Below are 22,071 nucleotides of genomic sequence, written 5' to 3'. Positions count from 1 at the left end.
ATGCTAACGCGTGAGATAGGAGCCTCCGGAATTTCGGCATCCGCCGTTGGACTGGGGACCTGGGCGATTGGCGGCTGGATGTGGGGCGGGACCGATGTTGACCGCTCCATCGCGGCAATTCACGCCTCAATCGACGAAGGCATTTCGCTGATCGACACCGCCCCGGCCTATGGGCAGGGCGTGGCCGAAGAGATTGTCGGCAAGGCGCTGAAAGGCCGCCGGGACAAGGTGGTGCTGGCCACCAAATGCGGCCTTGTCTGGCACAGTCAGCAGGGCAATCATTTCTTCGATTACGAGGGGAAACCGGTTCACCGCTACCTTGGCAAAGACGCGATTATCTACGAGGTCGAGCAAAGCCTGAAACGCCTGCAGGTGGAGTGCATTGATCACTACATCACCCATTGGCAGGATCCGACCACCCCCATCGAAGAGACGATGGAGGCGCTGGAGGCGCTCAAGACCCAGGGCAAGATCCGCTCGATCGGGGCCAGCAATACCTCGGTCGCGGATGTCGAGGCCTATGTCGCCGCAGGTCAGCTGGATGCGATCCAGGAGGAATATTCGATGGTCAGGCGCGACATCGAAAACACCCTCTTGCCTGTTTGCCAGAAGGCTGGCGTGGCGGCGCTCAGCTATTCCTCGCTGGCGCTTGGGCTGCTTTCGGGAAAAATGACGCCGGAGCGGGTTTTCTCCGGCGATGACCAGCGCAAGGACAACCCTCGCTTTTCCATGGCCAACCGCAGGAAGGTCGCCGCCCTGATGGAAACCATCAGGCCTATCGGTGCGGCGCATGGGGCGACACCGGCGCAGATCGTGATCGCCTGGACCCTGCAACAACCCGGGATCACCTTTTCGCTGTGCGGCGCACGTGATGCGCAACAGGCGTCAGAGAATGCCAAAGCCGGTCGCATTCGGCTCTCGGCAGAGGAGGTATCCCTGATTGATCGAAACGCAAAAACCCACCTGAGCGGTCTGGACGCATAGGCCGGCCTTCAAACCAGAACCACTGCACCGCAGGAACGTCGATTTCGGCGAACGGAGAAATAATGTCCGAGCAACGGAAGCAAAACCTGGCACAGTTGACGCGCAACGCGGCCTTTGACGCGGTTGTCGTCGGCGGCGGTGTGAACGGGATTGGCGTCTACCGGGATTTGTCCTTGCAGGGGCTGCGGGTTCTGCTGATCGAACGGAACGATTTTTGCTCTGGCTGCAGCGCGGCACCGTCCCGGATGATCCACGGCGGCCTGAGGTATCTGGAGAACGGGGAATTCGACCTTGTGCGGGAGTCGCTTTTTGAGCGCGATGCCCTGCTGCGCAACGCCCCGCATATGGTGCGCCCCCTGCCCACGGTCATTCCCATCGCCTCGTGGTTTTCGGGGACCTTGAACGCGGCCGCCCAGTTTCTGGGCCGTGGCGGAAAACCGGCGGCGCGCGGGGCGGTGCCGATCAAACTGGGTCTGGCGCTTTATGACTGGGTTACGCGCAAACGGCGGGTGCTGCCGAAACACAGGTTCCATTCCGGCGCGCAGACACGGCGGTTGTGGCCTGCGCTGACGGATAAATCGCGACGCTCCGCCGTCTATTACGATGCCTGGATCAGCCATCCCGAACGTCTTTGCGTCGAGTTGCTGCGCGACGTAGCAGAGGCCGCCCCCGGTTCGGTCGCCCTGAATTATGCCGAGATCGAACTGAACGGGAATATCTTTCGCCTGCGCGACGGCCTGACCGGCGCAACCTTCGAGATTTCGCCCAAAGTGGTGGTCAATGCCACCGGTGCCTGGCTGGATGACACCATCGCCGAACTTGTGCAGGGCAAGACCGAACGCCTGGTATCAGGCACCAAGGGTTCTCATCTGATCATCGACAATGCCAAACTTTACGACGCCCTGAACGGCCACATGGCCTATTTCGAAAACACCGATGGCCGTGTCTGCATCGTGTTCCCCTATCAGGGTAAGGTTCTGGCCGGATCGACGGACATCCGGGTGGAGAAAGCCCGGCGCGTGCGCTGCGAAGATGATGAGCGCGACTATATCCTCGGTGCGCTGCGGCTGGTGTTTCCGCAGGTGGCGATATCGGCGGATGAGGTGGTGTTCAGCTACAGCGGCATTCGCCCCCTGCCCCACAGCGATCAGGATTTCACCGGACGGATTTCGCGCGGGCACGACATCCGGCGGCTGCCCGGAGCGGTGCCGCAATTCTGCATGGTGGGCGGCAAGTGGACAACCTTCCGGGCTTTCGCCGAACAGACCGCCGATGCCGTTCTGTCGTCGCTTGTCCGCAACCGGCGCGTCTCCACGCGTGACATGGCCATCGGCGGCGGCAGGCAGTTCCCGGATGATCCATCCGATCTGTGCAGACAACTGCGGGCGCAATATGCCCTGCCCCCGAACCGGGCCGAACAATTGATCGACCGCTACGGGACCCGGGCCGCAGAACTGGCCGGCTTCTGCCAGGCAGAGCAGGACAGGCCGCTTGTCGCCGGATGCACCTATGGCACGGCAGAGATCCTCTGGATCTGCCGCAACGAATTTGTCGAAACCCTGTCAGACATCGTGCTGCGGCGGACGGCACTGGCCATCACCGGGCAGATTTCGATGGAGATCATCGCAGCGCTTGCCGCGCTTTTCGGGCGCGAGCGGGTGCTGCCGGAGCGTGAAATTAAACGGCAAAGCGACGCGCTGATTGCCGAGCTGGACAGCTATCACGGCGTGAACAGCGCCATGTTGGTTGCAAGAAATGAAAGCAGGAGAACATAATGCGCATAAGCACCAAAGCCCGAATGAACCGGATGTTTACCAATGGGGGATGTCTGGATGTCGCCGTCGATCACGGCGTGTGTAACGAGCCGAGCTTCCTCGACGGTCTGGAAGATATGGCAAGCGTGATGAACACGCTGATCGCGGCGCGGCCCGATGCGATCCAATGCGCCTATGGTCAGGCCGACCTGCTGCAGTCGCGCCCCGAAAAGGACAAACCGGCGCTGGTGATGCGGATCGACATGGGCAACCCCTATAACGATCAGCGCCACCGCGTGATGTGGTCGATCCTGCAAAATGCCGATGAGCCGATCCTCGGCGCGCTGGAAATGGATGCTGCGGCGGTTGTCGTGAACCTGTTCATGTTGCCGGACGAGCCGGAACTCTTCCGCCAATGCGTCGCCAATATCGCCCGGGTGCGCGATGCCTGCCAGCGCTACGGCATGCCCCTGATGATCGAACCGCTGGTGATGCTGCCCAACGATCTGCGCGGTGGCTATCAGGTCGACGGCGATGCGGAAAAGATCGTGACGCTTGTGCGGCTGGCCTCGGAAATGGGGGCCGATATCATCAAGGCGGACCCGACCGCCAACCCGCAGGATTTCCATCGGGTGATCGAAGCGGCGCGCGTCCCCGTGCTGGTGCGTGGCGGTGGCAAGGAAGACCTCAAGACCGTCCTGACAAAATCAGCCGCCTTGATGGCGCAGGGCGCGCAGGGCATGGTCTATGGGCGCAACATCTATCAGCATGACAATCCAAAGGCCGTGGTGTCGGCACTGATGGCGATGATCCACAACAAGGCCGGCGGCGAAGAAGCTTGGGATATCTACAACCGTGGCTGATACCGAAAGATATCTTCTGGGTCTGGATGCGGGCAATACGGTGATCAAGGCCGTGTTGTTCGACCTTGACGGGCGGCAGGTGGCGCGCTGTGCATTGGATGGCAGATCCGCAACCCCGGAACCGGGGCATGTCGAACGTGACCTGACCGAGCTTTGGGCAAACGCGCGGCAGGCGATTGCAGGCTGCCTGCAAATGGCAGGTGTCGATGCGCGCCAGGTGCTGGCCGTCGGCTGTGCCGGGCATGGCAACGGGCTTTACATGCTTGACCGCGCGGGTGCGCCGCTTGTCGGCATCCAGTCGCTGGATACGCGGGCCGCCGGGCTGGCCGCCGAACTGGATGCAGAAAACGGCGATGCGCTGCACGCGCTCTGCCTGCAAAAGCCATGGCCGTCACAGACCCCCACCCTGCTGGCCTGGATCAAACGCCACCGCCCGGCGCTTTACGATGCATGCGATACGGTGCTTTTGTGCAAGGATTTCATCACCTACAAACTGACAGGTGAGCGGGTCAGCGAGGTGTCGGACATGTCCGGATGCGGCCTGACCGCCATGCCGGGATGCACCTATGATGACAGGTTGTTGCAGCTTTACGGCCTGGCAGATGCCCGCGCGAAACTGCCCCGGCTGATCGACCCGGCCGAGATCGCGGGGCACATCACCCCCGAGGCCGCCGCGGCAACCGGGCTTGCGCCCGGAACCCCGGTGATCGGGGGCTATTTCGACGTGATCTCCAGCGCCATGGGATCGGGTGTTGTGGGCGCCGGGCAAGCCTCGATCATCGCCGGAACATGGGGCATCAACCAGGTTTTCTCTGACACACCGGTCAAGGACCCGAAGGTCTTCATGGTCTCGGGCTTTGGCAAGGGGCGCTTTGCCAATATCGAATCCAGTGCCACCTCGGCGGCCAACCTGGAATGGTACGTGCGCGAATTCGTCGAGCGCGGCAAACATCACGACGATCCGTTCGGCTTTTGCAATGACCGGATGGGCCAGGCGCAGCCCCGCGCCGATGATCCGTTTTTCCACCCGTTTCTTTATGGTTCCGCGCAGGGCGCCACCTGCCGCGCCGGGTTCTACGGGCTGGCCGGGTGGCATGGCGAGGGGCACATACTGCGCGCCCTGTTCGAGGGGATCATGTTCGAGCATCGCCGACACATATCGGTGTTGAAGATGGCCGGGGTCTCCTTCGACAGTGCCGTCCTCTCCGGCGGCGGGTCGCGCAGCCCGCATTGGCCGCAGATGTTCGCCGATTGCCTGGGCGTGCCGATCACGGTGGCGGAAACCCAGGAGACCGGCGCGCTGGGAGCGGCGATCGGGGCGGCCCTCGCCCTGGGCGAAGTAGATTCCTACGAAGAGGGTCTGGCCCGCATGGTACGCGCCCGGACCACCTTTGAGCCGGATGCGGATATGCATGATCACTACGGCCAGAGATATGCGCGCTATCTGTCTTTGATCGACGCGATGCGCGGCTTCTGGGAGAGCGTGCCATTTGGCGAAACTCAAGTATAAGCTCAGAGCAACCGGCGGTTTTTCGACGCGAATGTCCCGGGCAGCCGCCAGACATTGCGACGGGCTGAACGATCAACACGCCGGGAACCGAACACAGACAGGAAAGGTCCACCCCCATGCGCAAATCCGAAACCCTCGATGGTGACTATGACTATATCATTGTCGGTGCAGGCACGGCGGGTTGTGTGCTGGCCAACCGCCTGAGCGCGAACCCGAAGGTAAGGGTGCTCTTGCTGGAAGCGGGTGGATCGGACCGGTATCATTGGGTGCAGATACCGGTTGGTTACCTCTATTGCATCGGCAACCCGCGCACCGACTGGATGATGAAGACAGCCCCCGAACCGGGCCTGAACGGTCGCGCGCTGGTCTATCCGCGCGGCAAGGTCCTGGGCGGCTGCACCTCGATCAACGGCATGATCTACATGCGGGGCCAGGCGGCCGATTATGATCACTGGCGGCAGTTGGGCAATACCGGCTGGGGCTGGGACGATGTCCTGCCCTATTTCCTGAAATCCGAGGACCATCATGGCGGCAAGACAGCCCTGCATGGCGCGGGCGGCGAATGGAAGGTCTCACGCCAGCGGCTGAAATGGGACATCCTGAAGGCCGTGCAGACCGGCGCGCAGGAATTCGGGATCATGCCCCGCGATGATTTCAACGACGGCAACAACGAGGGCAGCGGTTTCTTCGAGGTGAACCAGAAAAACGGGCGGCGCTGGAACACCGCGCGCGGCTTTCTGCGCCCGGCGATGAAACACCCCAATCTGCGGGTGTTGACGCAGGCAGAAACCGAACGGCTGGTCCTTGACGGAAAACAGGTTACCGGCGTGCGGTTCCGCCACAAGGGCGCGGTTTTCGAGGCAAATGCCAGGGCCGAAGTCCTGCTGACCGCGGGCGCCATCAATTCGCCAAAGATCCTTGAATTGTCGGGGATCGGACGCGGCGCGCTGCTGGCGGACCTCGGCATAAAGGTGCGGCATGAAAGCAAGGGGGTGGGTGAAAACCTGCAGGACCACCTTCAGATCCGGACGGTCTTTGGCGTCGAGAATGCCAGTACCCTCAACACGATGGCAAACAATGTGTTTGGCAAGATCAGGATGGCGGCGCAATATGCGGCGCTCCGGTCCGGCCCGATGTCGATGGCGCCCAGCCAGTTCGGCATGTTCACAAAATCGGACCCGTCGCTCGAAACCCCGGACCTGGAATATCATGTTCAGCCCCTGTCCACCGACAGGCTGGGCGACCCGCTGCATCCGTTTCCGGCCATCACGGTATCGGTGTGCAACCTGCGCCCGGAAAGCACGGGCTCCTGTCATGTCACGGCCGGCGGCGCGGGCGTGCAGCCGGACATCCGGCTCAACTATCTGTCCGCCGAGAAGGACCGGCAGATCGCGGTAAAATCCGTGAAACAGGTGCGCCAGCTGATGAGCGCCAAGGCATTGGCCCCCTTTCACCCCAATGAGATCCTGCCCGGCCCCGGCGTCCGGTCCGACGACGATCTGATCAAGGGCGCGGGCGATATTGCGACCACCATCTTCCACCCCGTCGGCACCTGTAAGATGGGATCAGATGACAGGGCTGTCGTGGATTGCGAGCTGAAGGTTCGTGGCCTGAGCGGGCTGCGTGTGATGGATGCGTCGATCATGCCGAAAATCACCTCGGGCAACACCGCATCACCGGTCGTCATGATCGCGGAGAAAGCCGCCGACATGATACAAATGGAGGCCAGGCGATGACCGCGATTGCCGTCATTGCCCGCATTCTGCCGCGACACGGCCAGTTCGACCACATCCTTGCCGCAGTCGAAAAGCTCGCCGAAGAGAGCCGCCGCGAAACAGGGTGCGACCGGTACGAAGTCTACCTGTCCGCCGCCTCGGGGCAGGATATTCTGATCCATGAAATCTGGCGGTCCGCGGCCGATCTGAAGGCCCATGGCCAGACGCCGCATGTGGCGCTGTTCAAATCTGCGATCAGCAGCTGCGCCGAGGTCGAAGTTGATAAGTTCCCGCAGGCTCAGCGCCTCTGAGACCCCCCTTGGGGTGCGATGACGCTCAACTACCGTTCTTGCGAAATTAAGTTTGCAAAGCTACCCTGGACAGAATTGCAAATTTGCAAAGGGCGGATGATGGCAGTCAAGAAACTCTATGCCGGGGCCAAGCTGCGCGAGCTGCGCACCAAGATGGGCCTGACGCAAAAGGATTTTTCCGCGCGGCTGGGCATTTCGCTGCCCTATCTCAACCAGATGGAAAACAACAACCGCCCGCTGAGCACGACGGTTGTCCTGGCTTTGGCGGCGGAATTCGGGCTGGATGTGACCGAACTCAGCGCAGGCGATGGCGAGCGGCTGGTCACCGACATGCGCGAGGCGCTGAGCGATCCTGTCTTTGGCGGCAACACGCCACCGGTGGCAGACCTGCGGCTGACCGCCTCGAACGCCCCGGCCCTGGCGCGCGCCTTTCTGGAACTGCACCAGCATTACCGTCAGGCCCATGAAAGGCTCGCCTCGCTGGACGAGGCACTGGGCCGCGAAGACGCCCGCGCCGCCCCCTCGCCCTGGGAGGAAGTGCGCGATTTCTTTCACTACTGCGACAATTACATCGACGCGGTGGACCGTGCCGCCGAACATTTCGCATCGCAGCCCGGCGGGCCGCGCAACACCCGCGTCGCAGCGGTCTCTGCCCTGTCCAACGCAGGCGTCAGCGTCATCTTTGCCGACACCGACGCGCTGCGTCACTTTGACCCGGCGGAACGGGTGCTGACCCTGTCAGACCGAAGCGCGCCCGAAACCCAGACTTTTCAACTGCTGCTGCAGGTCGCCCTGACCCGTCAGAACAAGCTGCTGGAAGCCACCCTTGACCTCGCCCGGTTCCAGCCCGGCGCCGCCCGCGACATCGCCAAGATCGGGCTGGCCAATTATTTTGCCGGTGCGGTGCTGATGCCCTACAACGCCTTTCTGACCAAGGCGCAGGAATGCCGTCACGATCTGGAAATCCTGGCCAGCCATTTCGGGGCCTCCATCGAACAGGTCGCCCACCGGCTGTCCACGCTGCAGCGGCCGGGCGCCAAGGGCATTCCCTTTTTCTTTGTCCGTGTCGATCAGGCCGGCACGATCACCAAACGCCACTCCGCCACCCGGTTGCAATTTGCGCGGTTCGGCGGGGCCTGCCCGCTGTGGAATGTGCATCGCGCCTTTGAAACCCCGGGCCGCTTCCTGCGGCAACTGGCCGAGACCCCCGATGGCGTGCGCTATATCTCCCTTGCGCGGGACATCTCGAAACCGGCGGGCCGCTTTGGCGCGCCGGTGCGGCGCTATGCCATCGCGCTGGGGTGCGAGGTGCGCCATGCGGATGCGCTGGTCTATGCCGACGGGCTGGATGTCACCCGGCATTCCGCCTTTGAGCCGATCGGCATTTCCTGCCGCATCTGCGAGCGCAAGAATTGCCACCAGCGCGCCGTGCCCCCGCTGGAACGGCATCTGGTGGTGGATCCTGACCGGCGCGACCTGCTGCCCTACCGGATCGAATGATCAGCGCCGCGCGGGCCGCCAGCCCGAGGCGCGCGCCTGCGCTTCGGAACAGAACCAGCGCTCGCCCTGCTCCGGCCTGATCCCGGTTCGGTCGTAGAATGCCTGCCCCGGCATATGATAGATCCTGTCGCCCGCCGCATTGATGTTGCCCTTGATGCGGCAGTCCGGATCGCTGGCCACCCGCCCCCTGATCCGGGTCAGCCGGTAGCGCGCGGGCGAATCCAGGGCAAAGCCGTGAATCCCCCGCGCCGCAACAAAGGCCGCCTTCTCGTCCAGATCGTAATCGTATGAATATCTGCGATAGGCATAGGCCAACCCGACGCTGACCAGGGTTTTTCCCATATCCTCACCCGCCACGAAACAGCTCGCCACGATGCGGCCATAGCGGTCCTGGTCCAGCGGCGTGCAGCGCGCCGCCTGGCCCTCGAAAAGGTCGCGCACCTGCTGCGTGACCCAATCGCCGCAGCCCCAGTTCTGGCCCGACAATGTGGTGCAGGGTTGATCACGCTCAGGCGCATCAATGCCGAAAATCCGGATGCGCGTGCCCCCCACATCAACCGTATCGCCATCAATGACACGCAATGTTCCGCTGACCTCTGCCGCCAGCACCGCTGTCGTCAGGCCCATCGCCAGCACAAACCATGAACAAAGTCTTAACATTTGGTTAACGTGGCAGGATTTCCCCGCCCCGGCAACGGCTGTTGTTAAGAATGATTAACGCTGCGCAGTTTCCCAATCCGGATGGATCCAGGGCACATCATTCGCCCGTGCCAGCGGCTCCCGGCCCAGCAACAGATCAGAGACCTTTTCCCCCACCATGATCGACGGCCCGTTGAGATTGCCATTGGTGATCCGGGGAAACACCGAACTGTCCGCCACGCGCAGCCCCTCCACCCCGATCACCCGGGCTTCCGGGTCCACCACAGCCAGCGGATCATCGGCGCTTCCCATCCGGCAGGTGCCGCAGGGGTGATAGGCGCTCTCCGCATGGTCGCGGATGAACCCGTCCAGTTCCGCATCCGATTGCTGCGCAGCACCGGGCTGGATCTCGTGCTTGACGTAAGGCCTGAAGGCCTCCTGCGCAAATATTTCCCGCGTCAGGCGGATGCAGGTCCGGAAATCCTCCCAATCCTCGGGATGGGACATGTAGTTGAAGCGGATCACCGGATCAGCCGCCGGATCGGCCGACCGCAGGCTGACCGAGCCGCGCGATTTCGACCGCATCGGGCCGGTATGGGCCTGAAAACCATGCCCTTCCGCCGCCGCCTGACCGTCATAGCGCACCGCAATGGGCAGGAAATGATACTGGATGTCCGGATAGGGCACACCTGCGCGGGACCGCACAAAAGCCGCGCTTTCAAACTGGTTCGACGCGCCCATGCCGGTCTTGGTAAACAGCCACTGCGCCCCGATCAGCCCCTTGGAAACCAGATTCCAGTGCTTGTACAAGGTGATCGGCTGGCTCGACGCCATCTGGATGTAAAGCTCCAGGTGATCCTGCAGGTTCTGCCCCACGCCGGGGCGGTCGGCGACCACCGCGATCCCATGTCCGGCCAGATGCGCGGCAGGACCGATCCCCGACAGCATCAACAGCTTGGGCGAATTCAGCGAGGAAGCCGCCAGCACCACCTCGCGCTCGGCCCCGATCACCTCCACCCGGCCCCGGCGCACAACCTCGACCCCCGTGGCGCGCCCGTCCTCGATCACCACGCGCTGCGCCAGGGCACGGATCAGCTGCACATTCCCGGTCTTCTGCGCGGGCCGCAGATAGGCATTCGCCGCCGACCAGCGCCGCCCGCCCCAGACGGTCTGTTCCATCGGGCCAAAGCCTTCCTGCTTTTCCCCGTTGTAATCGTCGGTCACCTCGTAACCGGCCTGCTCGCCCGCCCGCACAAAGGCTTCGAACAGCGGGTTCTTGCGCGGGCCGCGGCTGACATGCAGCGGCCCGTCGGTGCCGCGCCAGGCGGGGTCGCCGCCATGACCATTGTCATGCCAGCTTTCCATGCGCTTGTAATAGGGCAGCACATCCGCATAGGACCAGCCGCGCGCGCCAGCCTCTTCCCAATGGTCGAAATCCATCGCATGCCCGCGCACATAGACCATGCCGTTGATCGACGACGACCCGCCGATCACCTTGCCCCGCGGGCAGGCCAGCCGCCGCCCGCCCAGATGCGGCTCCGGCTCGGAGGTATAGCCCCAGTCATAGGTCTTCATGTTCATCGGATAGCTCAGCGCCGCAGGCATCTGGATGAACGGCCCCGCGTCCGAACCGCCATGTTCGATCACGATCACCTTGCGCCCGGCCTCCGCCAGGCGATAGGCCATCGCGCATCCCGCCGACCCGGCCCCCACAATCACAAATTCAGCCCGCATTTGTCCCACCTTTCGTGATTCCGCGCAGGGTCAAGGATCGCGGCACGCGACCGGGCTTGCCCGGCTTGTCCTTGACGCTGCGGGGAATCGCATCGTCAAAATTGTGCAGGTGACTTGAGGATCAGATTGATCCCTCAAGCACCTCTCAGCAGATTTCAAATCCCTCCCGGCACGCGCGCGGCTGATCCTATGGGCTCAGCCCGCAACAGGCACCGAGAATGTCATGCGCGTCAGCGCGCAATTGGATCACGCCCCCTCAGAAGGGCGCTTCCACATCGTCCATGCGCACAAAGACCGACTTGAGCTGACTGTAATATTCAATCGCCGCCTTTGAATTCTCGCGCCCCACACCGGAATTCTTCGACCCGCCAAAGGGCGCTTCCACCGGGGCATCGTTATAGCTGTTGATGAAACAGGTGCCCGCCTGGAACCCGACGGCCACCCGGTGCGCACGCGCCAGGTCCCGGGTAAAGACACCGGCGGCCAGGCCGAACTCCGTGTCATTGGCCCGCGCCATCACGTCGTCCTCATCCTCGAAATCCAGCACCGCCATGACCGGGCCGAAAATCTCCTCGCGGGCAATGGCCATATCGTCACGCACATCGGCAAAGACCGTGGGCTGCAGATAGAACCCCTCCCGGTCGATCCGCTTGCCGCCGGTGACAAGGCGCGCGCCCTCGGCCTGACCTTTCTCGATATAGCCCAGCACGATGTTCATCTGCCGCTCAGACACCATCGGGCCAAAGCTGGTCGCAGGGTCCATCGGATCGCCGATCACCGCATTGCCCAGCCGCTCAGACAGGCGGGCCAGGAATTTCTCCTTGATGGCGCGGTGCACAAAGACCCTTGTGCCGTTGGAGCAGACCTGGCCGGAGCTGTAGAAATTGCCCAGGATGGCCCCGCCCACGGCGTTCTCGATATCCGCATCCTCGAAGATGATCAGCGGCGACTTGCCGCCCAGCTCCATGGTGACATGTTTGATCCCCGCCGCCGCAGCCGCATAGACCTTGCGCCCCGTTGGCACCGATCCGGTCAGCGACACCTTGTCGACGCGCGGGTCGGTCACCAGCGCGCCGCCGACCTCGCCCATGCCCTGCACCACGTTGTAAAGACCTGCGGGCAGGCCGGCCTCATGCAGGATCTCGGCCACCTTCAGCGCGCAGAGCGGTGTTGTCTCGGAGGGTTTGAAGATCATCGCATTGCCGCAGGCCAGCGCCGGCGCGCCCTTCCAGCAGGCGATCTGCGTGGGATAGTTCCAGGCGCCGATCCCGACGCAGAGCCCCAGCGGCTCGCGCCGGGTATAGGCCCAGTTCCCGCCCAGCTGGATATGCTCGCCGGTCAGGGTTGCCGCCATGCCGCCGAAATATTCCAGCGCATCCGCGCCCGAGGTCGCATCGGCGACCGATGTTTCCTGATAGGGTTTGCCGGTGTCCCAGGTTTCCAGAACGCTCAGATCGTGGTTCCGCGCGCGCATCATGTCGGCCGCGCGGCGCAGGATGCGGCCCCGCTCCGTGCCCGTCATCGCGGCCCAGCCGACCTGTGCTGCGCGCGCGGCCCCTATCGCCTGTTCGATGATCGCCGGCGTTGCCGCATGGACCGTCGCGATCTTTTTGCCGGTGGCGGGATAGATCACGTCGATGATCGTGCCCGCGGTGTCTTCGACATAGGCGCCATTGATGAAATGGCTGGCGGGAGGTTGCGTATCATAGGGCATGGCGCGTCTTTCGGAAACGGAGTGCAGGTGTATTTGAGGAACAATGAAACCATTGGCGGTCATTCGCCGCGCGGGAACCGTTTGCTTTCCTCAAGGATGTTCAGGTCCATATGATTGCGCATGTATTGCTCCGAGGCATTGCGCAGCGGCTGGTAGTCCCAGGGGTAATAGCCGCCCTCGCGCAGCGCCTCGTAGACCACCCAGCGGCGGGCCTGGCTCTTGCGGACATCGGCGTCGAAGGCTTCGAGATCCCAGCGGCCCGCGGCCTCGATGCGGAAATTCTCCAGCGTTTCGGCATGGGCGGGGTCTTCGGCGAGGTTGGCAAGCTCATGCGGGTCGGCATCCAGATCGAACAGCTGCTCGGGGTCGATGGCGCAATTGGTGTATTTCCAGCGCCCCTGCCGCAGGGCCACCATGGGCGATTGCGTCGCCTCGGCTGCATATTCCATCGCGACCGGGTCGGTGCGTGCGACCCCCTGCCCCATCGGCACCAGCGAGGTGCCGGTGGTCCAGGGCATGACCTCTTCCATGCTGACGCCGGCAAGGTCGCAAAGCGTCGGGCAGATGTCGATGTTGCTGACCGGTGTGGACTGCAGGCCGGGCGCCATCTGCGGTGCCGCGATCATCAGGGGCACCCGCGACGAGCCTTCGAAGAAGGACATCTTGAACCACAATCCGCGTTCGCCCAGCATGTCGCCGTGGTCGGAGACGAAGACCACGATGGCCTCTTGCCGGGTGTCTTCCAGCGTTTGCAGGATCTCGCCGATCTTGTCGTCGAGATAGCTGATATTGGCGAAATAGGCGCGGCGCGAGCGGCGGATGTCCTCTTCGGTGATGTCGAATTCGCGCCAGTTGTTGGCATCGAATATGCGCTGCGAATGGGGGTCGTGATCGGCGTAATCCATCGCCGGGACCTGCGGTTGCAAATGTTCGCAATCCTCGTAGAGGTCCCAGTATTTGCGCCGCGCCACATAGGGGTCATGCGGGTGGGTGAAACTCGCCGTCAGGCACCAGGGACGGTCATCGCCGCCGCGCGCGTATTCATAGATCTGGCGCACGGCGTTATAGGCGACCTCGTCGTCGTATTCCATCTGGTTGGAGGTTTCCGCCACCCCTGCCCCGGTGACCGATCCCATGTTGTGATACCACCAGTCGATCCGCTCGCCGGGTTTGCGATAATCCGGCGTCCAGCCGAAATCGGCGGGGTAGATGTCGGTGGTCAGGCGCCGCTCGAACCCGTGCAGCTGGTCGGGCCCGACAAAGTGCATCTTGCCCGACAGGCAGGTCTGGTAGCCCGCGCGGCGCAGGTGGTGCGCATAGGTCGGGATCGAGGAGGCGAATTCGGCGGCATTGTCATAGATGCCCGTGGCGCTTGGCAATTGCCCCGACATGAAGGCTGCCCGCCCCGGCGCGCAGAGCGGTGACGCGGTATAGGCATTGCGGAACCGGGTGGCGCGCGCCGCGAGCCGCTTGAGGTTGGGCGCATGGAGCCAGTCGGCGGGACCGTCGGGAAACAGCGTACCGTTCAGCTGGTCGACCATCAGGATGAGGATATTCGGTCTGGTCATCATTGCGCCCCCAAAAGCAGTTCAAGTGTGGAAAGTGCACTGTTGCGTGCAATGTCGGGGTGCCCGCGCCGGGACAGGGCGGCGCGCAGGTAGAGCCCGTCGATCAGCGCCGCGATCGTGTCGGCATCTGCCTGCGGCTGCGCGCTGATCCCGCGCAGCGCATGGCTCAGGTTCGAGCGCAACCGCCGCTGATAGATGCGCAGCAGGCGCCGGGTTTCGGGATGGGTGCGCGATGCGGCGTAAAGGGTCATCCAGGCAGAGACCGTATCGGGGGCAAAGCAGGTCTCGTCGAAGCTGGCCTCGATGATGGCCACAGCGCGGTCCTTGCCGCTTTGGGCCCTGGACAGCCGCTTGTGCACCTCTGATTTATATTCCGTGAGAATATGGCGCATTGCCGCGAGGAAAATCTGGTCCTTGCCGCCAAAATAGTGATGCGCCAGCGCCGTGGACATGCCTGCGCGGCGGGCGATCTGGCCCACGGTGACATCCAGCGAATGCGCGGCACCGATCTCGGCGATGGTGGCCTCGACCAGGGCAGAGCGGCGGATGGGCTCCATTCCGACTTTGGGCATGCGGATTCGACCTTTCGGTTGCTACTGCTCCTTCCTAATGAAATGTTTATTGATCCGTCAATCAATAACCTGAGGCAGGCGGCAATCAGACCTTGGTCTGGAAGTTGGCCGGGGTGACCGGGCGGTTCAGCATCGCTTCGCGCCAGGTGATGAACGTGACGGATGCAAGGATGACGAAACCGCCCAGCACGACCCAGATGTCCACCGGCTCGGCAAAAGCTACGGCACCAAGTGCCGTGGCCCAGACCAGCTGCAGGAAGGTGACCGGCTGCGTGACCATGACCGGGGCCGCGGCAAAGGCCAGTGTCATCGTGTAATGCCCCGCGGTTGCAAAAACCGCGACAGTGGCCAGCAGCATCAGCTCCTTGCCCGTGGGTGCGATCCAGACAGGCAGGGCAAAGGGGGCCAGACCGATGGTCACGAAGATCGACATCATCCCGACCACGACGGCCGGACGCACCTCGTCCGCCAGCACCTTGGCCAGCAGATAGGACCCGGCAAAGACCACCGCCGCCGCCAGCATGGCCAGATGGCCGGGGCTGACCTCGCGAAAGCCGGGGCGCAGGATGATGGCCGCGCCTGCAAGGCCCATCATGACCGCGATGATTCGTCTCGCGGCCAGCTTTTCCCCCAGGAAGATGGCCGCGCCGACGGTCACATAGATCGGTGCGAGATAGTTGAGCGCCGTCAGCTCGGCGATGGAGATCCGGGGCATGGCAAAGAACCACAGGATCACCCCCAGCGCGTGGCACAGGCCACGCAGGCCGAACAAGGACCACTGCCGTCTGGTCAGGCGCGCACGCTGCAGCGCCCCGATGGCGGGCAGCAGGAACACCAGCCCGAAGCCATAGCGGATGAAGGCCGCCTCTGCCGAGGGCAGGCGCGGCCCCATGTATTTGACCAGCGCCGTCACGGCGAGAAAACAGAAGCCGGTGACAAGCATCCAGAAGATGCCGACCAGCGGGCGATGGGAGGAAGGATCTGTCATGGCGCGACCATGACCGCGCCGCCAGGCAAGGGCAAGATCACATCAGCAGCAACTTTGCGGCAATCGCCCACATCGTCACGGCAATCACCGCATCCAGAACCTGCCAGCTGTAGGGGCTGGCAAAAAGCGGGCTCAGCAGCCGCGCGCCATAGCCCAGGCTGAAGAAGAAACAGAAGCTGGCAACCACTGCGCCGCTGCCAAAGGCCAGCCGGTCGGGATATTGCGCCGAGATCGAGCCAAGCAGGACCACGGTATCAAGATAGACATGCGGGTTCAGCCAGGTCAGCGCCAGCAGCGTCAGCAGTGTGTTGCGCAGGTTTGCCTGTGCGCCGCCCGCGACCGCCAGCGCGGCCCCGCCCCGCCAGGCCGACACTGCGTTGCGCGCGCCGTACCAGATCAGAAAGGCAGCTCCACCATAGCGCATCAGCGGTTCGAACCATGGGACCTGTTCCGCCAATGCGCCAAAGCCCGCGACTCCGGCGGCGATCAGCGCCGCATCGGACAGCGCACAGGTCAGGCAGACCCAGAACACATGGGCACGCCGCAATCCCTGCCGCAGGACAAAGGCATTCTGCGCGCCGATCGCCAGAATCAGCGTCAGGCTCAGGGCAAAGCCGGGCAGGAAGGAGGTGAGCATCGGAACTCCAGCACTTGTTGCGCCGCTTGACTATGGGACGGGTGGTGATTACGCAAATTAATCCAGATCAGATGAGTTAAGGACAGCTAATGTCACTCGATACGCACCAGCTTGCTGCACTTGCCGCCGTGCTGCGGCTGGGCAGTTTCGACGCGGCGGCCGCGGCACTGCGGGTCACCCCCTCTGCGGTGTCGCAACGGATCAAGGCGCTGGAGGAACGTATCGGAACCACCCTTGTCCACCGCGCCCAGCCCTGCACGGGCACGCCTTTGGGCAAACGGCTGGCCAAACATGCCGAAGACGTGGCCCTGCTTGAGGCGAATGCACTGGCGGGGCTGACGGATCGGCAGGCCGCCGCGCCCCGGGTATCGCTTGCGGTGCCTGCGGACAGCCTGGCGACCTGGCTGATCCCGGCGCTGGCGCTGGTCGGGGACATGTGTTTCGACCTGGTACTGGACGATCAGGACACATCTGACGACTGGCTGCGCCGGGGGGAAGTCAGTGCCGCCGTCACCGGGCATGCCCGCGCGGCGCCGGGATGCGATGTTCACGCCCTGGGTCATCTGCGTTATGTCGCGACCGCCAGCCCGGCCTTTATGGAGCGCCATTTTGACGGGATCTTCTCCCTGCCTGCTCTGGCGCAGGCACCGATGCTGGTGTTCAACCCCAAGGACCGGCTGCAACACCGCTGGGCCGAAGCGCGAGGGGCCGCGCGGTTTCATCCGCCGATCCACCACCTGCCCTCCAGCCACGGATTTGTCGATGCGGCGCTTTGCGGACTGGGCTGGGGCATGAATCCGCTCAGCCTGGTGCAGGAGCATCTGCGGCGCGGCTCGCTTGTCACATTGGTGCCGGATGCGCCGCTGGATGTCCCGCTCTACTGGCAGGTCACGCGGGCGCTGGCCCCTGCGCTGAAGCGGCTGACCACAGCGGTCCGAAAAACTGCACAAGACCGCTTGAACCTTCGGGCCTAAAAGCCCATGTCATGAAAAGTACACAAGTGAGTGATCCGGCTATGAAACTTCTGGCGCATCCCACCCGTGCCTCTAGATAACACGCAGCACCAAAGGACACGCCATGCTGGATAACCAACAAAAAATAGCAGTCAGCGCCGAGCAACTTGAAGTGATCGAATCCGCGCTGCACACGCAATCCAAGATCCTGAACGTACAGGCCGAAGCAGGTGGCAGCGCCGCCCGGCAGCGCTTGAACGAGGTCAAAAGGCTGCTGGCACTTCTGTCTCAGCAAAAGCCTACCGACGCGCCAAAACGCTGCACGCGCGGTGCGCTCGGCTGGCTGAGGACGCGCAGCCTCGGGTAACCTGCGCCCTGATCGCATGAAAAAACCGCCCCCGGCCGGGGGCGGTTTTTTGTTGGCGTCAAGAGGTGTCAGCGCTGCGAAAGCCGCTCAGCCGTTCAGCGCTTCCATGACCTCGTCGGAGGCCTCGAAATTTGTGGTGACCCGCTGCACGTCGTCATCGTCCTCCAGCGCATCCACAAGCTTCATCAGCTTTTCCATGTTCTCCAGATCCATCTCGGTGGTGGTGGTGGGCCGCCAGACCAGTTTGGTCGATTCAGATTCGCCCAGTTCCGCCTCAAGCGCGGTGGCCACCTCGTTCAGGTCCGTATCCGCGCACCAGATGGTGTGGCCCTCCTCCGAGCTTTCCACATCTTCCGCCCCGGCCTCGATCGCGGCCATCATGACAGTATCCGCATCGCCCACGGAGGCAGGGTAAGTCACCGCGCCCTTGCGGTCGAACATGAAGCCGACCGATCCGGTCTCGCCCAGGTTACCGCCGTTCTTGGTGAAGGTTGAACGCACGTTGGAAGCTGTCCGGTTGCGGTTGTCGGTCATCGCCTCGACAATCACCGCCACCCCATTGGGGCCATAGCCCTCATAGCGGATCTCTTCGTAATCCTCCCCATCCTGCACCGTGGATTTCTTGATCGCGCGGTCGATCACATCCTTGGGCACGGAAACCGCCTTGGCCTCCTTGACCGCCAGACGCAGGCGCGGGTTCTTGTCGGGGTCCGGGTCGCCCATCTTGGCCGCGACCGTGATTTCCTTGGACATCTTGGAAAACACCTTGGCGCGCACCGAGTCCTGCCGGTTCTTGCGGTGCTGAATGTTTGCCCATTTGGAATGGCCTGCCATGGAAACCTCTTGTTCAGTGATAGCTGGTGTTGCGCCTCTATAAATGAGCGCTTGGGACCAAACAAGCCACAGCGCCGCTTGAGGCTGCCTTTCGCGCCGGGTGTCTTTGCGCGGTGGCGGCGCCCGCAGCACGCGGTGCTGCGCGGCAGCGACAAAAGGCAATCATATCAAGCGCCTCTGCACAACCGTGGGCCAGCCGGGGCGGCGCAATGTAAGCTTCCCCCCCTGATCCATCCAAGCTACACCTGTGTCATGAGCACAGATCAGATCATTCTCTTCACCCTCTTCGGCGTGGTTTTCGGGCTGCTGCTGTGGGGACGGTTCCGCTATGACCTCGTGGCCTTTGCCGCCCTGATGGCGGGGGTCGTGCTGGGGGTGGTGCCCAGCGAAAACGCCTTTGACGGCTTTGGCCACCCCGCCACGCTGGTGGTGGCACTGGTGCTGGTGGTCTCTGCGGGGCTGGTGCGGTCGGGCGCGGTTTTTCTGATCACCCGCACGCTGGTGGATGCCTCGCGCAGCCTGGGCGCACATATCACGCTGATGGGGGCCATCGGCGGCGTGCTGTCTGCCTTCATGAACAATGTCGCGGCCCTGGCACTGCTGATGCCGGTCGACATCCAGACCGCGCGCAAGGCGGGCCGGCAGCCGGGGCTCAGCCTGATGCCGCTGAGTTTCGCCACCATCCTGGGCGGCATGGCCACGTTGATCGGCACACCGCCCAACATCATCATCGCCAGCATCCGGCAGGAATCGCTGGGTGCCCCGTTCAAGATGTTCGACTTTGCCCCGGTCGGCGGGATCGCGGCCATTGCCGGGCTGATCTTTGTCGCGCTGATCGGCTGGCGGCTGATCCCCACCCGCGAGGATGCGACGCTGGATGCCGAAGACATCTCGCAATACATCGCCGAACTGACCATCCCCGAGAACAACAAGCAGATCGGCAAGCGGCTGTCCGAACTCTTCGAGACGGCAGAGAAATCCGATGTTGCCATCCTCGGCCTCATCCGCGACGGCAAGCGCCGCTATGGCCAGTCGCGCAATGTCGCGCTGATGGCGGGGGATGCGCTGGTGCTGGAGGCTGCGCCGGATGCGCTGGACGAATTCCGCACCACCCTTGACCTCGCCCTTGCCGACGAAAGCCGCGAGGAACGGCTGAAAGCGGGCGGCGAAGGGGTCGAAGTGATCGAGGTCGTGGTGCCGGAAAGCTCCCGTCTGACCGGGCGCACCGCACAGGCGGTGGGTCTGGCCTGGCGGCAGCGCACGATCCTGCTGGGCATATCGCGCAAGGGACGCAAGATTACCTCGTCACTGCGCACCACGGAGATCCAGCCCGGCGACATCCTGTTGCTGCTGGTCCCGCGCGAGACGGCAGCCCATGTCACCGACTGGCTGGGGGTCCTGCCGCTGGCGGACCGGGGTCTGACCGTCACCGACAACGCCAAGGTCTGGCTGGCCATCGGCTTGTTCGGCGGGGCGGTGGCGGCGGCCAGCGTCGGGCTGATCTATCTGCCCATCGCGCTGGGGATCGTGGTGGTCGCCTATGTGCTGACCCGGATCGTGCCCCTGGCAGAGCTCTATACCCATATCGAATGGCCCGTGGTCGTGCTGCTGGGGTCGATGATCCCGCTCGGCGCGGCGCTGGAAACCTCCGGCGGGACAGAGCTGATCGCGAATGCGCTGGTCAGCCTGACCGAAGGCCTGGCCCCCTGGATCGTGCTGACCGTTCTGATGGTGGTCACGATGTCGCTGTCGGACGTGCTGAACAACACCGCCACCACCATTGTGGCGGCCCCGGTGGGCATCCAGATGGCGCAATCGCTGAATGTCTCGCCCGATCCCTTCCTGATGGCGGTGGCGGTCGCGGCATCTTCCGCTTTCCTGACCCCGATCGGCCACAAGAACAACACGCTGATCCTTGGTCCCGGCGGCTATTCCTTTGGTGACTACTGGCGCATGGGGCTGCCGCTGGAGATCATCGTGGTTGCCGTGTCGATCCCCGCGATCCTGTTCTTCTGGCCGCTCTGAGCGCCGGGACCACCCGGCACCCCGCGCCACATTCAACCTGATTGCCACAACGCAAAAGGCGCGCGGTTGCCCGCGCGCCTCTGGTTCAGAAGGGTGATGGGGGATCAGACCTCCATCAGGTCCTCTTCTTCCTCGATCTCTTCGATCTCTTCCTCGTCGTCCAGTTCGACCGTCATCAGGCCCATCACATCCGCAACCGTGATTTCGCTGTCATCGGCCCCGTCTGCGGGATCAAAGTCAGGATCGTCGCTGGCGCTGACACCCAGGACTTCGCCATCGCCGGTATCGGAGTTGACCACCAGACGCATGCCCGACAGGTCGATGTCATCGAAGGTGACGGGACCGTCATCCGACCACAGGGTAAAGTTGGTCTGGGTGACGACACCCTGCGTGCTGTCCGCAACCTGGCCGAACTGCAGACCCACATCATAGGGCTGCTCCACACCGGCACCGTTCGGCAGGGTGGTGACGCTGTCCGCTTCGGCCTGAACATCGGTCAGTTCGTAGCCTGGCGCGTTCTCGTCCGGGAAGAAGTTCAGCGAGTCGAGTTCGCTGTCGTCCGTCAGGTTGAAGAACAGACCGTCGATGTCCAGCGGCTCGCCGTCATAATTGGCCTGGCTGATTTTGACGAACAACTGGCCTTGCAGGTCCTGCGTGACCTCGATGTCGATCTCGCCCTCATCGCCCATAGTGTAGTGATGGGTGATCTTGCCGTCATCCGGCTCTTCCGTACCCTTGGTGCCACAGGACCCTTTGCCGGTGCCGTCAGAACCTTTGCCGGTTCCATCGGAACCCTTACCGGTACCGTCAGAGCCTTTGCCCGTTCCATCGGAACCCTTACCGGTGCCATCGGAACCTTTGCCCGTTCCATTGGAACCCTTGCCGGTTCCATCGGAACCCTTGCCGGTACCGTCAGAGCCTTTGCCGGTGCCATCGGAACCCCAGGGCCAGCCTTTGCCGGAACCGTCAGACCCTTTGCCCGTGCCGTCAGAGCCCTTGCCGCTGCCATCGGAACATTTGCCGGTGCCGTCAGAGCCCCAGGACCACCACTTGCCAGAACCATCCGAGCCCTTGCCGGTGCCATCCGACCCCTTGCCGGTGCCGTCGGAACCCTTGCCGGTGCCATCGTGATGATCGAACCATTTGCCGAATTTGCCGCCAAAATGCGATTTGTCGAAATGGTCGGACAGGTGGTTGTCGTACCATTGGGCGAATTTCGAACCCTCGATGCCGCCATTGTGGTAGGAATGGCCACCGCAGGCCTCGCCGCCGGAGCCTTTGCCGGTGCCATCCGACCCCTTGCCGGTGCCGTCGGAGCCTTTGCCGGTGCCATCCGACCCCTTGCCGGTGCCTTTGCCGGTGCCTTTGCCGGTGCCGTCTGAGCCTTTGCCGCTGCCTTTGCC

Annotated in this window: 18 protein-coding genes and 1 pseudogene; 10 read left to right on the top strand and 9 right to left on the bottom strand. The window is 63.3% G+C overall.

What is annotated here, in order from left to right:
- The 7 genes from O4H53_RS14385 to O4H53_RS14355 all read left to right on the top strand — a co-directional run bounded on the left by O4H53_RS14385 (position 1) and on the right by O4H53_RS14355 (position 8,637).
- Positions 1 to 984, top strand: coding sequence for an aldo/keto reductase (locus tag O4H53_RS14385; RefSeq protein ID WP_269364751.1), 984 nt, complete (start codon positions 1 to 3; stop codon positions 982 to 984).
- Positions 985 to 1,046: 62 nt separating this feature from the next.
- Positions 1,047 to 2,759: a glycerol-3-phosphate dehydrogenase/oxidase gene (locus O4H53_RS14380; RefSeq protein WP_269364749.1), complete on the top strand. Its 1,713-nt coding sequence runs from the start codon at positions 1,047 to 1,049 to the stop codon at positions 2,757 to 2,759.
- Positions 2,759 to 3,601, top strand: coding sequence for a class I fructose-bisphosphate aldolase (locus tag O4H53_RS14375; protein ID WP_269364747.1), 843 nt, complete (start codon positions 2,759 to 2,761; stop codon positions 3,599 to 3,601). Before O4H53_RS14380 ends, O4H53_RS14375 begins: the two co-directional genes overlap by 1 nt.
- Positions 3,594 to 5,111 (top strand): FGGY-family carbohydrate kinase, encoded by a 1,518-nt coding sequence (locus O4H53_RS14370; protein WP_269364744.1) that lies wholly within the window; start codon positions 3,594 to 3,596, stop codon positions 5,109 to 5,111. The genes O4H53_RS14375 and O4H53_RS14370 overlap by 8 nt, the downstream gene beginning before the upstream one ends.
- Positions 5,112 to 5,227: 116 nt before the next feature.
- Positions 5,228 to 6,847 carry a GMC family oxidoreductase gene (locus tag O4H53_RS14365; RefSeq protein WP_269364742.1) on the top strand — a complete coding sequence of 540 codons (1,620 nt, stop codon included), beginning with the start codon at positions 5,228 to 5,230 and terminating at the stop codon, positions 6,845 to 6,847.
- Positions 6,844 to 7,137: a putative quinol monooxygenase gene (locus tag O4H53_RS14360; protein WP_269364739.1), complete on the top strand. Its 294-nt coding sequence runs from the start codon at positions 6,844 to 6,846 to the stop codon at positions 7,135 to 7,137. Before O4H53_RS14365 ends, O4H53_RS14360 begins: the two co-directional genes overlap by 4 nt.
- Positions 7,138 to 7,236: 99 nt before the next feature.
- Positions 7,237 to 8,637, top strand: coding sequence for a helix-turn-helix domain-containing protein (locus O4H53_RS14355; RefSeq protein ID WP_114275964.1), 1,401 nt, complete (start codon positions 7,237 to 7,239; stop codon positions 8,635 to 8,637).
- On the opposite strand, the gene O4H53_RS14350 is transcribed toward O4H53_RS14355, so the two are convergent.
- From O4H53_RS14350 to O4H53_RS14320, 7 genes are all read right to left on the bottom strand, one after another.
- Positions 8,638 to 9,297, bottom strand: coding sequence for a thermonuclease family protein (locus tag O4H53_RS14350; RefSeq protein ID WP_269364736.1), 660 nt, complete (start codon positions 9,295 to 9,297; stop codon positions 8,638 to 8,640).
- A gap of 54 nt (positions 9,298 to 9,351) precedes the next feature.
- Positions 9,352 to 11,010 carry a choline dehydrogenase gene (gene betA, locus O4H53_RS14345; protein WP_269364734.1) on the bottom strand — a complete coding sequence of 553 codons (1,659 nt, stop codon included), beginning with the start codon at positions 11,008 to 11,010 and terminating at the stop codon, positions 9,352 to 9,354.
- A gap of 256 nt (positions 11,011 to 11,266) precedes the next feature.
- A complete protein-coding gene (betB, locus tag O4H53_RS14340) occupies positions 11,267 to 12,724 on the bottom strand; it encodes a betaine-aldehyde dehydrogenase (protein ID WP_269364732.1) in 1,458 nt (485 codons plus the stop codon).
- 59 nt (positions 12,725 to 12,783) lie between these two features.
- Complete coding sequence (betC, locus tag O4H53_RS14335; RefSeq protein ID WP_269364730.1) at positions 12,784 to 14,292, bottom strand: choline-sulfatase; 1,509 nt, start codon at positions 14,290 to 14,292, stop codon at positions 12,784 to 12,786.
- A complete protein-coding gene (betI, locus tag O4H53_RS14330; RefSeq protein ID WP_269364728.1) occupies positions 14,292 to 14,864 on the bottom strand; it encodes a choline-binding transcriptional repressor BetI in 573 nt (190 codons plus the stop codon). Before betI ends, betC begins: the two co-directional genes overlap by 1 nt.
- Before the next feature lie 85 nt (positions 14,865 to 14,949).
- Positions 14,950 to 15,852: a DMT family transporter gene (locus O4H53_RS14325; RefSeq protein ID WP_269364726.1), complete on the bottom strand. Its 903-nt coding sequence runs from the start codon at positions 15,850 to 15,852 to the stop codon at positions 14,950 to 14,952.
- 37 nt (positions 15,853 to 15,889) lie between these two features.
- Positions 15,890 to 16,489: a LysE/ArgO family amino acid transporter gene (locus O4H53_RS14320; protein WP_269364724.1), complete on the bottom strand. Its 600-nt coding sequence runs from the start codon at positions 16,487 to 16,489 to the stop codon at positions 15,890 to 15,892.
- A gap of 89 nt (positions 16,490 to 16,578) precedes the next feature.
- Between O4H53_RS14320 and O4H53_RS14315 the strand changes: the two genes are divergently transcribed.
- Complete coding sequence (locus O4H53_RS14315; protein ID WP_269364722.1) at positions 16,579 to 17,463, top strand: LysR family transcriptional regulator ArgP; 885 nt, start codon at positions 16,579 to 16,581, stop codon at positions 17,461 to 17,463.
- Positions 17,464 to 17,566: 103 nt separating this feature from the next.
- Positions 17,567 to 17,809, top strand: a complete 243-nt coding sequence (locus tag O4H53_RS14310; protein WP_269364720.1) for a hypothetical protein — start codon at positions 17,567 to 17,569, stop codon at positions 17,807 to 17,809.
- A gap of 87 nt (positions 17,810 to 17,896) precedes the next feature.
- On the opposite strand, the gene O4H53_RS14305 is transcribed toward O4H53_RS14310, so the two are convergent.
- Positions 17,897 to 18,643 carry a YebC/PmpR family DNA-binding transcriptional regulator gene (locus tag O4H53_RS14305; RefSeq protein ID WP_269364718.1) on the bottom strand — a complete coding sequence of 249 codons (747 nt, stop codon included), beginning with the start codon at positions 18,641 to 18,643 and terminating at the stop codon, positions 17,897 to 17,899.
- A gap of 252 nt (positions 18,644 to 18,895) precedes the next feature.
- Here O4H53_RS14305 and O4H53_RS14300 point away from each other — a divergent pair, with 252 nt between their 5' ends.
- Positions 18,896 to 20,668, top strand: a complete 1,773-nt coding sequence (locus O4H53_RS14300; RefSeq protein WP_269364716.1) for an SLC13 family permease — start codon at positions 18,896 to 18,898, stop codon at positions 20,666 to 20,668.
- Positions 20,669 to 20,772: 104 nt separating this feature from the next.
- Here O4H53_RS14300 and O4H53_RS14295 read toward each other — a convergent pair.
- Positions 20,773 to 22,071, bottom strand: a pseudogene (locus O4H53_RS14295) (hypothetical protein); the annotation flags it as partial.

The sequence above is a fragment of the Sulfitobacter sp. G21635-S1 genome (genome assembly GCF_027213915.1).
GTDB lineage: Bacteria > Pseudomonadota > Alphaproteobacteria > Rhodobacterales > Rhodobacteraceae > Sulfitobacter.
This window is presented reverse-complemented; position numbering and strand designations above follow the sequence as displayed.

Excerpts from the sequence above, each read along its gene's own strand:
- O4H53_RS14385 (WP_269364751.1), top strand. The coding sequence starts at position 1 with ATGCTAACGCGTGAGATAGGAGCCTCCGGAATTTCGGCATCCGCCGTT.
- O4H53_RS14320 (WP_269364724.1), bottom strand. The coding sequence starts at position 16,489 with ATGCTCACCTCCTTCCTGCCCGGCTTTGCCCTGAGCCTGACGCTGATT.
- O4H53_RS14360 (WP_269364739.1), top strand. The coding sequence starts at position 6,844 with ATGACCGCGATTGCCGTCATTGCCCGCATTCTGCCGCGACACGGCCAG.
- O4H53_RS14375 (WP_269364747.1), top strand. The coding sequence starts at position 2,759 with ATGCGCATAAGCACCAAAGCCCGAATGAACCGGATGTTTACCAATGGG.
- O4H53_RS14325 (WP_269364726.1), bottom strand. The coding sequence starts at position 15,852 with ATGACAGATCCTTCCTCCCATCGCCCGCTGGTCGGCATCTTCTGGATG.
- O4H53_RS14300 (WP_269364716.1), top strand. The coding sequence starts at position 18,896 with ATGAGCACAGATCAGATCATTCTCTTCACCCTCTTCGGCGTGGTTTTC.
- O4H53_RS14365 (WP_269364742.1), top strand. The coding sequence starts at position 5,228 with ATGCGCAAATCCGAAACCCTCGATGGTGACTATGACTATATCATTGTC.
- O4H53_RS14310 (WP_269364720.1), top strand. The coding sequence starts at position 17,567 with ATGCTGGATAACCAACAAAAAATAGCAGTCAGCGCCGAGCAACTTGAA.
- O4H53_RS14305 (WP_269364718.1), bottom strand. The coding sequence starts at position 18,643 with ATGGCAGGCCATTCCAAATGGGCAAACATTCAGCACCGCAAGAACCGG.
- O4H53_RS14380 (WP_269364749.1), top strand. The coding sequence starts at position 1,047 with ATGTCCGAGCAACGGAAGCAAAACCTGGCACAGTTGACGCGCAACGCG.
- betI (WP_269364728.1), bottom strand. The coding sequence starts at position 14,864 with ATGCCCAAAGTCGGAATGGAGCCCATCCGCCGCTCTGCCCTGGTCGAG.
- O4H53_RS14350 (WP_269364736.1), bottom strand. The coding sequence starts at position 9,297 with ATGTTAAGACTTTGTTCATGGTTTGTGCTGGCGATGGGCCTGACGACA.
- betA (WP_269364734.1), bottom strand. The coding sequence starts at position 11,010 with ATGCGGGCTGAATTTGTGATTGTGGGGGCCGGGTCGGCGGGATGCGCG.
- betB (WP_269364732.1), bottom strand. The coding sequence starts at position 12,724 with ATGCCCTATGATACGCAACCTCCCGCCAGCCATTTCATCAATGGCGCC.
- O4H53_RS14355 (WP_114275964.1), top strand. The coding sequence starts at position 7,237 with ATGGCAGTCAAGAAACTCTATGCCGGGGCCAAGCTGCGCGAGCTGCGC.
- betC (WP_269364730.1), bottom strand. The coding sequence starts at position 14,292 with ATGACCAGACCGAATATCCTCATCCTGATGGTCGACCAGCTGAACGGT.
- O4H53_RS14315 (WP_269364722.1), top strand. The coding sequence starts at position 16,579 with ATGTCACTCGATACGCACCAGCTTGCTGCACTTGCCGCCGTGCTGCGG.